The sequence below is a fragment of the Francisella sp. SYW-2 genome, assembly GCF_008711475.1.
GTDB classification, from domain to species: Bacteria; Pseudomonadota; Gammaproteobacteria; order Francisellales; family Francisellaceae; genus Francisella; species Francisella salimarina.
In genome coordinates this window covers 1-14,470 of sequence record NZ_VXKO01000024.1, presented here as the reverse complement: position 1 = coordinate 14,470, position 14,470 = coordinate 1, and the positions used below count along the sequence as shown (strand labels likewise).

Sequence of the window (14,470 nt, the reverse complement as noted above, 5' to 3'; positions counted from 1 at the left end):
TAATACTCTCTAGATACTGGAAAGTATAATTATCATGAATATTGGGCTATATTATAACTTAATAACCCAAAGAATTTAACTAAACATCTATGTTTATTGATACGCATTGTCACTTAGATTTTACTATTTTTGATAAAACACGAACTACACTATTACAAAACTGTGATGAATTAGGTATTACTCACTTTATAGACCCGGCTACTCAAAGAAATAATTGGGACAATCTAATTCAACTTAATCAACAATATAATAATATCTCTATTTGTTTTGGCTTACATCCAGTATTTATTAATAATCATAGTATCTCTGACTTAAATGCTTTAGAAGAATATAGCAATAAACACTCAACTAAAATAATTGGGGAAATTGGTCTAGATAAAAGATTTGAAAATTTTGATAAACAGATAGAATTTTTCTCAGCGCAAATAGCTATTGCTAAAAATCTCAATAAACAAGTAATTATTCATGCTGTAAAATCTCATAATGAGGTATTACGGATCATTAAAGATTTAAAATTTACTAATGGTGGTATTATTCATGCTTTTAATGCAAACGATACTATCGCACAACAGTATATAGATCTTGGTTTTAAATTAGGCATTGGAGGAATTATCTCTCATCCACAATCAAAACTTAAACAAACTCTACAAAAAATCAATCCTAAAAATATTGTTTTAGAAACAGACTCACCTGACATGAGACTTTATAATAGTTATGAAGATATTAACACTCCAGAAAATATACCTACAATTTTTGAATTGCTTAAGGATATTTATCAACTAAATCCTGATATACTAAAACAACAAATTTATAATAACAGCTTAGAATTTATCTAAAAAATGTATATAGCCAACTTACGCTTACAAAACTTTAGAAATATTCCTTTTAAGAGTTTTGATTTTAAAAATAGTATAAACTTTATAGTTGGCAAAAATGGTTCTGGTAAAACATCTATACTTGAATCGATATATTTTCTCTCGCACAGTAGATCATTTCGAAGTTCACAGCTTAATCGCATAATTAATCATGATTGCGATGAGTTTATAGTATACACCCAAGCCTATAACCAAGATGAAGTAATCATCTCACTATCACGCAAGAAAAATAGTAATAATATTTCAAAACTAAACTCAGAAATTCAAAAAAATCACAGTGAGATAACTCGAGTTTTGCCTATCCAATTAATCAATCCTGAAAGCTTCAACATTATAAATTCAGGTGCTCAACAAAGATGTAAAGTACTCGACTGGGGAGCTTTTTATCTTGATAAAACATTTTTAAAAATATGGCAACAAACCAAATTTTTAGTAAAGCAAAGAAACTCAGCTCTTAAACAAAACTATCCTAAAGCTTATATTAACGGAATAGATAAAAAATTATGTGAATTTGCAGATATATTGGATAAAAAGAGACATACTTATTTCTCAAAATTAAAACCAAAGATCTATGAAATTCTATCGCAGTTTAACCCGAATTTAAAACTGGACATAGATTACTTCCGCGGTTGGAATTCACACAAAAGTCTAACACAGGTTTTAGAGGAATCATTTGAATCTGATAATAGATATAATGTAACTAATCATGGACCTCATAAGGCAGATATAGTCCTAACTACAAATCATAAGCCAATACAAGATATCTTCTCCCGTGGTCAACAAAAACTACTGATTTGTGCAATCAAACTAGCACAAGGAGAAATTCATAACCTAGAAAATGAAAATAAATGTATTTATCTAATAGATGATATAACATCTGAACTTGATAATATTCACACGCAGACACTATTTAACTATCTAAAAAAGCTAAAATCGCAGGTTTTCATTACCACAACCGAAAAAAACAACATCAATGACTTTCTTGACTTAGATAGTCATATTATCGAAATATAGGATATAAAATAATGCTTAGAATAATACTCTCACTGTTTCTACCAATACTAGTTTTTGCCAATAATCCAATATGTGATGGTAATACTTATGAAATTAACCAATGCCTCAAGACTCAAATGCAAACGTATGACAAAAAACTAGATTCTCTTAAAGGATCTAACATCAAAAATTTTAAAAGATACCGTGATAATATATGCTCAAACATTAGCTCTGCATATAATGGAGGAACTTATGAATCTATTAAATATGGAAACTGTATAATTTCTCTTGATAGGTGGTTTTTAGAAGAGATAAAAGTGTAAAGTTTTCCTAAAACTTTATGGAGCAGTACATAACTTATTCCAAAAACCAGCAGTGTCTTCATCTTTAGCATAACTATCACACATTGTAGAACCTTGACCTACGCCTGAAATAAAGTCGCCTTTTTCACTGACAAAACTTTCAAGGATAGACACAACTTCAGGGTTAGTTTGATTCCCTAATCTCTCCGACCCATTTCTTTGAACATATACATAATCACTATCAGGCTCATTTATTATATCATACTCATTACCATCATTAAGTGTAGTCTTTAAGGTCACTCTCCCACCATCTCCTCTGAAAGCTAATAAAAGATTGCCATTATCTCCAGTTAAACATCCTTTATCACCATTCGGAAGAATCGAACCTGTCGCTGCTCTTGGACTTGAGCATAAAATACCCCAAACACCCCCTGTCGTTGTAGTTTCTGTCATAGGTGGATTAGATGGGGCTGAGTCACTTGAAGATGGCGTATCCTCATTATTATTTGAGGATATATCTCCATCATTAGCTACACCAGGAACCATACCATTAGACAAATTTCCTGCAGATTTACTTACTTTAAGAGTTATCGCATTTGAGCAATATACACTGATAAAAACACCTCCTAATAAGACCAATATTCTCTTAAATTTCATGACTAACCTCCTAAGTTAATATCCTACTCAGATAATACTAAATCATACTGATAATACGGATCTGTAATATCAGGTATTAAAGTTGGTTCAACATAGACTTTAATATTTGCATTCTGAGCATCTACTCTTTCTTTACACACTTGTACAACATTATCTTTATTTACTTCAACACATCCCCAAAGTTCAGAGTCCTCATCGGGAAATTTTCCAGCCTCATATGTATAATGAGTAATCTCATTAATATAGCTTCGTGCCGCGATATCTGCACCAGAAAGTTTTGCTCTAACTTGATAGTTTGAGTACATTGGTATTGCTACTGCAGCTATAATAGCAATTATCGCAATAACAATTATTAACTCTATTAAAGAAAAACCTCTATCATTCATACAACTAATATAGATAAGTAAAAACCTCACTGAGAATAACTCCTATTATAAAGCAAATACATAGAAAAAAATAATAGCACCTATTTAAAATTGATTAGTAAAACTATATTTTCATGAATAATCACTGTTTAAAAATCTTTATCTATTCGTTAATTTAATCCAATAATATATAATTAACTTTATTATTAACTGATCTATGAATTTTCAGTTGTGCTAAAAAAAACCATAGGCTTTATAAGCCTAGCTTTCATGCTCGTTGGTTGTAAAGATACCTACAAAAACAATCAATGGAGTAAATTCCATAGAGATTCAGCTACTAGCTCTGATCTACACTCAAGGCTTGTTGAAGTTCATAATCGTGAAAGTATTGGATTTAAGTATTCACCATACGGTGCAGATTTTAAGAATAAAATTAATTAGAAAAAGATCTAGTTTTACAATATTTATTGGCTTGATTCTCAGAGCAATAACTATTAATTTGTTCACGTATAGTTTCTTTTGAGCAAAACCAACCGCTTCCACAAGGCTTATTCACTATATCATTATCTCCTAAATCTTGCGTCTCCAAAAAAGCTGCAATTGATTTCTCAAATTCATCGATGACATTAAAATTAGGAGGATCATAAGGTGAAAAATCAGTATTAGTATATCTATCAATAATATCTCCTACATTACTAGAATACCCTGCACTATTTTCTGGAAGACTAGTATAAGTTCCTAATCGACCACTAGAGTCAATAAACATTCCAAAAACATTTGGATCTTCATAAAAACCAGCACTAGCATCTCCTTCACCTGAAATAATATAAGTAACATTATGTCTCGAGCCTATATACACATCATTTGAATACTTTCTACAAATAGGGAGAAAATCACCACTCCCTCCACATTTATAAAACCCTGGCATACTAGCTATATTTCCAAAGCTAGGTGTATCATAAAGATAATCTAAATTAGTATCTTGCTCAGATGATGATTCATTAGAATCAACTCCAGCAACTAAATTACTAGGTATATTTCCAGCAATCTTATTTATATACAGAATAGCTGCATTTAATAAAGATATATTTAAAAAAATAACTTCAATAGCGACTATTAGTATTTTAATAAACATGCCACTCCTCTTAAAACTCATACTAAAGTTAAATTATATTGATAGTAAGGTTCCTCTATATTAGATAATATATCTTGATTAACATATACTTTCATAATAGCATTTTGTGAATCTATTCTTTCTGTACATATCCGAGTAACATTATCACTATTAACTTCTCTACAACCCCATAATCCAGAAGTTTCATCAGGAAATATCTCTCTCCCAGAAGTATAATCTGTAACTTGATTGAGATAGCTATTTGCTACTACATCTGTTGCTGAGATTTTAGCTCTAGTCTTATAATCTGAATACATGGGTATAGCTACAGTAGCTATAATAGCCATAATAACCATCATGACCATTAACTCCAATAATGAAAATCCTGCTTTTGTGCTCATCCAAATGATATATAGAACTATCTCGAGGCTTATAATAACGATTCTTCAGTCTAAAACATATAGGAATAATTAACAGTCCTTGTTAAATTTTAATTGATCTAAAACTAAGTGTTGGAATTTTAAACTATACTATGTAAATTTAAACACTAATAAAATATGTTATAGTCTATGATTTCCTGCTAACTGCAACATTTGTCATATATACACCCAAGAACACTACTCCTCCAAAAAGTAGTGATAAGATCGAAATTGTTTCTCCGTATAAAACAAAACCAATCAAAATAACTAAAAATGGCATAGTATTTTGAAAAACTGCTGTTTTATAAACTCCTATTTCTTCAAGAGCTCTTAAGTACCATAAATAGGCTAATACCGTTGCAAATGCAGCTATGTATAACATACTTCCCCAGAACTTAATATCTGTATTAGCAAGTTGAGAAAAATCAGATTTAAATAAACTTAGAACAGCAAACATTATCATGCCAACTATAGCTCCATAAGTATTGATTGTAATCATATCAACACCTTCTCTTACACAACATTTACCGAATATTGCATAAGCGGAGAAACAAACAACTGCTAATATACTTAATACTTCTCCAAGATTCATATTTACGCTAGTTGAACATTGTGAGGCACCACTAGAAAACATAACAACACCAATTGTACCTAACAAAGCAACTAAGATACCTATTTTTGCTTGTTGATTAACTCTCATATTGAACATATAGCTTGACAGTATAGTTATTAAACATGGACTAAAAGCATATATAATTGCAACAATATTTCCTGATATAAGTTTCTCAGCCCATAAGAACGTTATGTTGTACAAGAACACTCCAAAGAACCCCACAGCTATAACATAAAGCCATTGTCTAAGATTTAAGCGTGGAAATAATGTTTTGGTGAAAATATAATGCACTACAAGAAAAATCAAAGACGCCATAATGTAACGAATAAGACCAACCATATATATATCGACATACTCTAATGGAATGGGTGCTATATGATATAAGCTAGCCCAGAAAACTAAGGCTAAGAATATTTTGATATACCCTTGAAATAAAGAAGAGCTCATGAGTTTTAGGTTATCTATTTTTTATCAGATACTCTACTATACTCGGATCTAAAAGTGTAGATGTGTCACCTAAATTATCAAAATCATTTGCAGCTATTTTTCTCAAAATTCTTCTCATAATTTTACCAGAACGAGTTTTTGGTAAATCTGGAGTAAACTGAATCACATCTGGACTTGCTACTGGACCAATCTCTTGTCTAATATAAGATACCAATGTTTTTCTGATGCTATCAAGATATTCATCTCCAGCACCCTTACCATCATGACCATCTTTTAGTATGCAATAGACATAAATTGCTTCACCTTTGATATCATGAGGCATACCAACTACAGCAGATTCTGCAACACTAGAGTGAGTATTCAATACAGCTTCTATTTCAGCAGTTGCCATTCTATGGCCTGATACGTTAATAACATCATCCATACGACCTTCTATCCAGATATAGCCATCCTCATCCCTTCTAGCAGCATCTCCTGAGAAATAAAAACCTTTGAAACTACTAAAGTATGTTTGAATATATCTATCATGATCACCATAAATAGTTCTAGCCATACCAGGAGTCGCAGCTCTAATACACAAAGCTCCTTTGCCAACTCCTTCGATCTCTTTACCATCTGTATCTAATAAAGCCACATCAACACCAAAGAAAGGCTTAGATGCAGATCCTGGCTTCAACTTGTGTGCTCCTGGTAGTGGTAGGATCATGTGTCCACCAGTCTCAGTTTGCCACCAAGTATCAACAAGAGGTGCTTGATTATTAGCACCCTTTTCTACAAACCAGTTCCATGCTTCTGGATTAATAGGCTCTCCTACAGATCCTAATACCCTCAATGAAGTTCTATCTGAATCTCTAAGATACTGATCCCCAGCTTTGATTAATAATCTAATCAAAGTTGGTGCTGTATATAACGATTTCACATTATGTCTATCAACTTCTTTCCACATTCTAGAAGCATCTGGGTATGTTGGAACACCTTCAAAGATTAAGGAGGTACAACCATTAGCAAGCGGACCATAAACAGCATAACTATGCCCAGTAATCCAACCAATATCAGCTGTACACCAGTAGACATCATCTTCCTTCAAATCAAAAGCCAACTTATGAGTCATGCTTGCATAGACAAGATACCCTCCTGAAGTATGGACAAGACCTTTCGGAGTACCTGTTGATCCTGAAGTATACAGCATAAACAGAGGCATCTCTGCATCAAAGAATTCTATTTTATGTTCATCAGAAACTTTAGCACACTCTTTATCATAACAAAGATCTATATCGTTCCAAACCATATCCTTTGTCTTAGTCCTACTCACAACTAGGACATTTCTAACGAAGTCTAAACCAGAGATTGCTCTATCTACACTTTTTTTAAGAGGTATTCTCTTACCTGATCTAATACTTTCATCTGCTGTAATTATAAACTTACTATCTGCATTTATGACTCTCTGCTTAAGTGCTTCTGCTGAGAAACCTCCAAATACAACTGAATGCATAGCTCCTATACGTGCACAAGCTAACATCGCATATATTGCCTCTGGTATCATTGGCATATAGATGGTTACAACATCACCTTTTTTGACACCATTAGCTTCAAGTATATTAGCCATTTCACATACCCTATGATACAAGTCTCTATATGTAATATTTTTAGTATGATATGGATCATCAGCTTGCCAAACAAATGCAATCTTATTTGCTTTGTCTACTAAGTGCCTGTCAACACAGTTATAACAAACATTTAGCTCACCACCTTTGAACCACTGAATATCAACTGGATCAAAACTACTTGCATAAGCTTTATCAAATGGTTTATGCCAGCTAATATGATGGGCTTGCTTTGACCAAAATGCTTCTGGATTTTCTATTGATTCTTTATACATAACTTCATATTGCTCAGCATTGACATTAGCCTGGGCTATGAAGTCTTCTGAAACTTGAAAACTTGAGTAAGGCATATTATTAACTTTAAAAACACGATTAAAATTTATATTAGCATATTTAGCTGAATTTTTGACTATATTTGCACTATCAATATTTAATAAGAATTATTAAATATTGATAAAGATTTATCTATTTTGAAGATACTCTTTAAATTTATCACCCAATTCTTTATGCTGAAGAGCTATTTCATAATTAGCAATCAAAAAGCCTAATTTACTACCACAGTCATAACGAGTGCCTTTAAACTCATAAGATAGAATTTTTTCTTCTTGATCAAGAAGTTTAGCTATTGCATCTGTTAGTTGAATTTCACCACCTGCACCTTCTGAAGTTGATTCTAAACATCTGAAAATTTTATTTGGTAGCAAATATCTTCCAACTACAGCATTTGTTGATGGTGCTTTTTCTGGAGATGGTTTTTCAACTATTGCTTTTATAAGGTTTTCACTATCTTTAGCTACAATACCATAAGAGCTAGTTTCATCTCTTTTAACTTGTTGAGTAGCTATACAACCTCTAATATCAGTACCTTCTACAGCTTTGACCATTTGTTTAAGGGTACCAGTGCCACAATCATGATTATATACTAGATCATCAGGCAGTATTACAGCAAAGTCTTCGATACCCACAAGAGGTTTAGCACATAGCACAGCATGACCTAGCCCTAGAGCTTCGGGCTGACGAACGAAGAAAAAGCTCACATCTTTAGGGATTATATTTTTGACTAAATCTAGTAGCTCATATTTTTGTTTTTTCTCTAATGAATATTCTAGCTCAAAGTTTCTATCAAAATGATCCTCAAGAGACTTTTTATTTGAGCTTGTAACAAAAATTATCTCCTTACAGCCAGCTTCAATGGCTTCTTCAACTGCGTATTGGATCAATGGTTTATCGACAACAGTTAACATTTCTTTAGGACATGATTTAGTTGCTGGTAAAAATCTAGTTCCCCAGCCAGCAACAGGAAAGACCGCTTTTTTGATTTTCATTTAATCTCCTTAGTATTAGCTATCAGCTAAATTACAGTACAAGCTTACATTAATATTATAACCGTTTACAGAGAAGTTGCTCAATACTTTAGATAGTCTTTTTAGATCATTTGATCTTTTGACATATAGATCTACTAAAATTTCATTTTCAAAATAATATATAGACATCTTTTTATCTAAAATATTACTTTCTGGAATATTATTTTCATCAAAAATAGCTTTTATCTCAGATAGTATCTCCAAACGAGAAGGCTCAAAGTTCTCAAGCTTAATTACACCATCTTCATGATTTGTAACATCCACATGCACTGTAATATCCTTGATATTTTCGATATTATGATAAATATTACTCTTAACAATCTCTGCTATATAGTGACCCTCAGAAGCTGTACTAAACTTATCAACTAAAATATGTACATCCAATACAATTTTACCAGCCATTTTTCTAGTTCTCAAAAAATGAAAATCATGCACCCCTTCGGAATTGGTAATTATTTCTTTGATGCTTTTACGTGTTTCAGCATCAACACCTTCATCGATAAGCTCAGCAACAGCAGAGTAACCCCACTTGACACCCATCTTAACGATCATATAGCAGACTACTAGGGCAGCAACTGCATCCATCCATGGGAAACCTAAAAAAGCACCAAACAAGCCAACTAAAACAACTACTGAAGACCACATATCCGAACGGCTATGCCAAGCATTGGCCCTTAACATATCAGAATCAATTTTATTTGCAGCTCGCATAGTATACTGATAGATAAATTCATTGCCAAATATAGAAAAAACTGCTGCATACACAGTAAATCTATCTGGAGTTTCATATTCACCTAGTATCAATGTAGCTAACGAATGATATACAATCAAAAAACCTATAGATATAAGTAAACCAGAAAGCACTAATGTCGCTAGAGTCTCTAATCTTTCATGTCCATAAGGATGGTTGTGATCTTCGCCTTTATTAGCATACTTAGCAGCAAATAAAACCATAGCATCACTCAAAAGATCTGAAAATGAGTGTATGCCATCAGCAAACAATGCTGGTGAGCGTCCTATAATTCCAATAAATGTTTTTGAAATAGCAAGCAATGCATTAACAAACATCCCCACTAGAGTAACTTTTTTGGTGATTTGATATCTAGTATCTGACATTTTTAAGCCTCTTTTATTAGATTTAGCTAAACAAATTTTAAGCAAGATAATAATATGATGTATCAGAAATGTCTATTTATAAATATAGATTTATGACTAATCTTTAGTCATTACAAATTTAAATAATAAGATATGCGCAAAGATTGAAAAAATTATTGTCCCTACCCACCAAGCTACAGGATTATCCAAACCATGTACTGTTACATAATAAGCTGCAAATATAGATATGATAAACTGTAGGCTAGCCATAACTAATCCAGGATTCCAGCTTTTACGCTTAACCCCTTCTGCAATGTGTGTTAAGCAATTTATAATACTAAAAATTATAATCAACAATCCAAAACCAAGATTGATAAAGCTCAAAGTTCCAAAAACTGCAAATGCTAACCACACCATAAGTATATTTATCCAAAATATCTTAATGTCTGTAAGTTTTTCTTGACCTTGTGGCAATGCCATAACTGTACGATTCATAAAGTCTTTAAAGCCACCTGGTACATAGTGCTCCTCTGTCTGGTGGAACAAATACATAGGAATATTAATTAATCCCCAAAAATGTGGATCATATACAGAAAAATTAGCAAATAGTAATATTGTAAAGAATATACCAGCCCATGGAGCTATTTTTGCCCAATTTTGATTTTTTGCTAAAAAATTTATCATCACTCAACCTTTAAATATAAGCTATATTATCGATAATATATTATCTTTTATAAAAGTTACTATATAAATCTTCAAATATCTTGGTATTTTTGTCAAAAATCGCCTTGCAATGCAGACAAATAATTGTATAATATACTCCATCAGTTCGGAGAAATGGCTGAGTGGTCGAAAGCGGCGGTCTTGAAAACCGTTGACTGTAACAGGTCCGGGGGTTCGAATCCCTCTTTCTCCGCCATGAACATAGAGCCCACCTACTTTGTAGCGGGCTTTTTTGTTTCTACCCTACTATATACCCTACTAAAAGATTTCACTTAAAAAATTATTTATAGCTCACCTTTGAATATACAGTTAAAATATTTATTTAGACGATGTTTAAAAATAAACGCTAATATTATTTCAAAAGCTCTTTTGCCAACTGCTCTGCTTGTTTAAGTACAGTATCGGTAGCTAGTTTTTGCATATCTGGTGGATAACCAAATTGTCTGAGCGTTCTTTTGACTGTAACTCTAAGTTTAGCTCTCACAGACTCCTTTTTTGTCCAATCAATAGATGCTGATGATTTTAAGCGATTAAATAGCTCTATAGCTAGTTCTCGCAACTTATCAGTCTGCATAATCTCTTTAGCACTCTCATTATTTGCTACCGCTGTATAGAAAGCATACTCATACTCTGTCAAACCTAGCTTTTGATACTCAGTATCCATCTTTTTAATTTCTTTAGCTTGGTTTATTAGCTCATCTAAAAACTCAACTGATGAAATAGCCTTGCTATGATAACGGCGAATTGAGTCCTCTAGCATCTCTTTAAGACTCTTTGCTTGGACTAGATTAGTTTTAGAGCGAGCTTTTATCTCTTGGTTTAGAAGTTTCTTGAGTGTTTCTAAAGTAATGTTCTTGTGCTTATAATCTCTAACTTCAGCTAGAAACTCATCTGATAATACTGATATATCTGGTTTTTTGATACCGCTAGCATCAAATATATCTATAACTTGATCTGTTACTAAAGCCTTATCAATAACTTGGCGAATAGCTGTCTCTATCTGCTCATCAGTTTTGCCTATTCCTGTAGAGTCAAATTTTGCTAATCTTGCTTTAATAGCTTGGAAAAATGCTATTTCATCTTTGGCATCTACTGCATCATCATGTGGCATAGCTATGGCAAAAGACTTTGATAATGCTACAACCTCATTAACAAACCGTTTTTTACCATTTTCTAAACCTAGAATAAAATCCTCTGCTTCTAAGATAATAGCTAACTTCTGTCTAGTATCAGCATCAAAATATTTCTCATAGTCAAAATCGTGAAACATTTGTGAGACTACTTCTAATTTCTCAAGCATTAGGCTAACTGCTTTTTCTTGTGTCTGTGCTGGATCACTTTACCACCACTATCACTATAGAAAGATAGAGCTTTTTTAAGATCACTTGCAATACCTAGATAGTCAACTACCAACCCTGCTGGCTTGTCTTTGTAGACTCTATTAACTCTTGCTATAGCCTGCATTAGATTATGACCTTGCATAGGTTTATCAATATATAAAGTATGCATAGATGGTGCATCAAAACCTGTTAGCCACATATCACGAACTATTACTAGTTTTAACTCGTCTTTGGTATCTTTCATACGATTTGCAAGATTACGACGTTGTTGCTTGCTGGTGTGGTGTTGCTCCATTTCTGGACCATCACTAGAGCTAGCTGTCATTACAACTTTTATAACGCCTTTATCCAAATCTTTATCATGCCATGCTGGGCGAAGTTTGACTATTTCATCATATAATCTAACAGCTATTCTACGACTCATAGCAACAATCATAGCTTTACCATCGCATACTTCTTGGCGAGCTTCAAAGTGATTGACAATATCATTTGCTACTTCTTTGATACGATTCTCTGCTCCAATAAGAGCCTCTAATCTTGTCCACTTTGCTTTTGCTTTTTGTGATTCATCTAACTCACCGATCTCGTCATCTAATTCTTTGACAAGCTCTTTGCCCTCTTCACTTAGATTTATCTTAGCTAAACGCGATTCATAAAATATTGGCACAGTTGCACCATCATCTATAGCTTGGGATATATCATAAATATCAACATAGTCACCAAAAACCATAGGGGTATTTTTATCATTAGCCTCAACTGGTGTACCTGTGAAACCTAGATATGTAGCATTAGGTAGAGCATCACGCAAATATTTAGCAAAGCCATAAACTGTCTTTTTACCAACCACATTACCATCGGCATCTTTATCATCTACAGTCTTTGCACTAAAGCCATATTGGGTACGGTGTGCCTCATCAGCTACTACGATAATATTGTCTCTTGCTGATAATGTATCGTAAACATTACCCTCTTCTGGTTGGAATTTTTGGATAGTTGTAAATACAATACCTCCACTTTCTACTTTGAGTAGCCTTTTGAGATCTTCTCTATTATTTGCCTGTACTGGTGTTTGTCTCAGTAGGCTTTTTGATGCTGCAAAAGTATCAAAAAGCTGATCATCAAGATCGTTTCTATCTGTGATAACTACAATAGTCGGATTATTTAGAGCTAGTACAGCTTTACCTGTATAGAAAACCATAGATAGTGATTTACCACTACCTTGGGTATGCCATACTACACCACCTTTTTTATCGCCATCTTTATGGCTAGCTTGTAGCGTTCTCTCAAGAGCTTTATTGACTGCATAATATTGATGATATGCTGCTAACTTCTTGATTGTAAAAACTTGAGTTTGCCCTTTCTCATCTTGCTTTTTATCTTTCTCAAATACGATAAAGTTTTTGATAAGATCTAATAAGGTTATAGGATTTAGCATCCCTAAAATTAGGGTTTCTATCTGTGGTACTAGTTTTAAGCTCTCGGCTATACCATCACTAGACTTCCAAGTCATAAAACGGCTAATATCGGCTGAAATAGTCCCAGCCTTTGCTTCTAACCCATCACTAATCACACAAATAGCGTTATATCTAAATAAGCTTGGAATAGTAGCTTTATAAGTACGAATTTGGTCAAATGCTGACTTGATAGTTGCATTTTCATCAGTAGCATTTTTTAGCTCTATAACCACCAACGGTAAGCCGTTTACAAAAATAATTAAATCTGGGCGTTTATTATTATCATTCTCAATAATAGTAAACTGATTCATTACCGTGAAATCATTGTTACTAGGATTATCAAAATCTATAAGTTTGACAATCTCGCCTCTAGTGGCACCATCCTTGGTATATTCAATCTTGATACCTTGAGTAATATATTGATGAATAAGCTCATTATCAGCTAAAAGCTCATCAGAAGAAGTACGCAAAAGTTTTTTGATCGCATCATCTATTAAATTTGACTCTATTTGATGGTTAATTTCTAGAAGCTTATCACGCAGAAGATTTTCTAATACCACATCTGAAAATGTAGCTCTAATAGGATTGTCAGTATCTGGTGCTACATCAGGAGCATATATATAGTTATAGCCTTCTGACTTAAATAGATCGATTGCGTAGTTTTCTATATTGTCTTCTTTCATACTAACCCTTAATTGCTAAATTAGCATCTTTTTCTAACTCATGTAAAGTTTCTAATATATCTTCAAAAGTAAGGTTCTTAGCAAAAATCATGTTTTGCATATTTTGATAATCCTTTTTAAGTTCTGATACTCTTTGCTCATTAGGTAACAGCTTTAATAATCCTTTTTTAACATCATCATATTTCGCCCAATTGTTCGGGTAAAACTTATTTTTAAAATCAACGACATTTGATAGTAACTCTAAATCTCTAAGAGCGGATTGCTTTACATTTGATTTTGCCATAATCGCTAAATCATCTCTGTACACGATAATTTTTTCATATTTTAAGTTCCTTAGTAGTTTTATTGAATATTTTGAGACACAAGGAGAAATCATTGCTATAAAATCCAATTTTTTGAATAGCATTTACAATCATGTCTAG

Annotated in this window: 16 protein-coding genes and 1 tRNA gene; 5 read left to right on the top strand and 12 right to left on the bottom strand. The window is 32.8% G+C overall.

The genetic code is table 11. From position 1 onward, the window contains the following. The first annotated feature begins 89 nt into the window (after positions 1-89). The 3 genes from F3D57_RS07790 to F3D57_RS07780 are packed head-to-tail and all read left to right on the top strand — an operon-like array spanning position 90 to position 2,191. Entirely contained in the window at positions 90-836 is a 747-nt protein-coding gene (locus tag F3D57_RS07790) for a TatD family hydrolase (RefSeq protein ID WP_150465825.1), read from the top strand. 3 nt (positions 837-839) lie between these two features. Then, positions 840-1,889, top strand: a complete 1,050-nt coding sequence (gene recF / locus F3D57_RS07785; protein WP_150465824.1) for a DNA replication/repair protein RecF — start codon at positions 840-842, stop codon at positions 1,887-1,889. An 11-nt stretch (positions 1,890-1,900) separates the two neighbouring features. Continuing rightward, positions 1,901-2,191, top strand: coding sequence for a DUF1311 domain-containing protein (locus F3D57_RS07780; protein WP_150465823.1), 291 nt, complete (start codon positions 1,901-1,903; stop codon positions 2,189-2,191). A gap of 15 nt (positions 2,192-2,206) precedes the next feature. On the opposite strand, the gene F3D57_RS07775 is transcribed toward F3D57_RS07780, so the two are convergent. Next, a complete protein-coding gene (locus F3D57_RS07775) occupies positions 2,207-2,827 on the bottom strand; it encodes a hypothetical protein (RefSeq protein WP_150465822.1) in 621 nt (206 codons plus the stop codon). A gap of 23 nt (positions 2,828-2,850) precedes the next feature. After that, complete coding sequence (locus tag F3D57_RS07770; RefSeq protein ID WP_150465841.1) at positions 2,851-3,213, bottom strand: prepilin-type N-terminal cleavage/methylation domain-containing protein; 363 nt, start codon at positions 3,211-3,213, stop codon at positions 2,851-2,853. A gap of 210 nt (positions 3,214-3,423) precedes the next feature. Between F3D57_RS07770 and F3D57_RS07765 the strand changes: the two genes are divergently transcribed. Further along, positions 3,424-3,633 (top strand): hypothetical protein, encoded by a 210-nt coding sequence (locus tag F3D57_RS07765; protein WP_150465821.1) that lies wholly within the window; start codon positions 3,424-3,426, stop codon positions 3,631-3,633. Here the strand turns inward: F3D57_RS07765 and F3D57_RS07760 are convergent. From F3D57_RS07760 to F3D57_RS07730, 7 genes are all read right to left on the bottom strand, one after another. Continuing rightward, positions 3,626-4,327 (bottom strand): hypothetical protein, encoded by a 702-nt coding sequence (locus F3D57_RS07760; protein ID WP_150465820.1) that lies wholly within the window; start codon positions 4,325-4,327, stop codon positions 3,626-3,628. The two genes, F3D57_RS07765 and F3D57_RS07760, sit on opposite strands and share 8 nt — an antisense overlap. Before the next feature lie 17 nt (positions 4,328-4,344). Next, entirely contained in the window at positions 4,345-4,707 is a 363-nt protein-coding gene (locus F3D57_RS07755) for a prepilin-type N-terminal cleavage/methylation domain-containing protein (protein WP_150465819.1), read from the bottom strand. Between the two features lie 166 nt (positions 4,708-4,873). Further along, complete coding sequence (locus tag F3D57_RS07750) at positions 4,874-5,785, bottom strand: DMT family transporter (protein ID WP_150465818.1); 912 nt, start codon at positions 5,783-5,785, stop codon at positions 4,874-4,876. A gap of 10 nt (positions 5,786-5,795) precedes the next feature. Further along, a complete protein-coding gene (gene acs / locus F3D57_RS07745) occupies positions 5,796-7,739 on the bottom strand; it encodes an acetate--CoA ligase (RefSeq protein WP_146421256.1) in 1,944 nt (647 codons plus the stop codon). A gap of 111 nt (positions 7,740-7,850) precedes the next feature. Then, a complete protein-coding gene (galU, locus tag F3D57_RS07740; protein ID WP_150465817.1) occupies positions 7,851-8,714 on the bottom strand; it encodes a UTP--glucose-1-phosphate uridylyltransferase GalU in 864 nt (287 codons plus the stop codon). 15 nt (positions 8,715-8,729) lie between these two features. Next, positions 8,730-9,869, bottom strand: a complete 1,140-nt coding sequence (locus F3D57_RS07735; protein WP_013923271.1) for a cation diffusion facilitator family transporter — start codon at positions 9,867-9,869, stop codon at positions 8,730-8,732. Between the two features lie 96 nt (positions 9,870-9,965). After that, positions 9,966-10,535: an HXXEE domain-containing protein gene (locus F3D57_RS07730; protein ID WP_150465816.1), complete on the bottom strand. Its 570-nt coding sequence runs from the start codon at positions 10,533-10,535 to the stop codon at positions 9,966-9,968. 144 nt (positions 10,536-10,679) lie between these two features. On the opposite strand from F3D57_RS07730, the gene F3D57_RS07725 reads away from it, so the two are divergent. Beyond that, positions 10,680-10,767, top strand: a tRNA-Ser gene (locus F3D57_RS07725). 156 nt (positions 10,768-10,923) lie between these two features. Here the strand turns inward: F3D57_RS07725 and F3D57_RS10370 are convergent. Genes F3D57_RS10370 through F3D57_RS07715 form a run of 3 tightly spaced genes read right to left on the bottom strand, consistent with a single transcriptional unit; the run spans position 10,924 to position 14,331 of the window. Continuing rightward, positions 10,924-11,871: a DUF3387 domain-containing protein gene (locus F3D57_RS10370; RefSeq protein ID WP_224728168.1), complete on the bottom strand. Its 948-nt coding sequence runs from the start codon at positions 11,869-11,871 to the stop codon at positions 10,924-10,926. Continuing rightward, positions 11,871-14,048 (bottom strand): type I restriction endonuclease subunit R, encoded by a 2,178-nt coding sequence (locus tag F3D57_RS07720; RefSeq protein WP_224728167.1) that lies wholly within the window; start codon positions 14,046-14,048, stop codon positions 11,871-11,873. Before F3D57_RS07720 ends, F3D57_RS10370 begins: the two co-directional genes overlap by 1 nt. A gap of 1 nt (position 14,049) precedes the next feature. Continuing rightward, on the bottom strand, positions 14,050-14,331 hold the full coding sequence (locus F3D57_RS07715) for a hypothetical protein (protein ID WP_150465815.1): 282 nt from the start codon (positions 14,329-14,331) through the stop codon (positions 14,050-14,052). Positions 14,332-14,470: the final 139 nt, after the last annotated feature.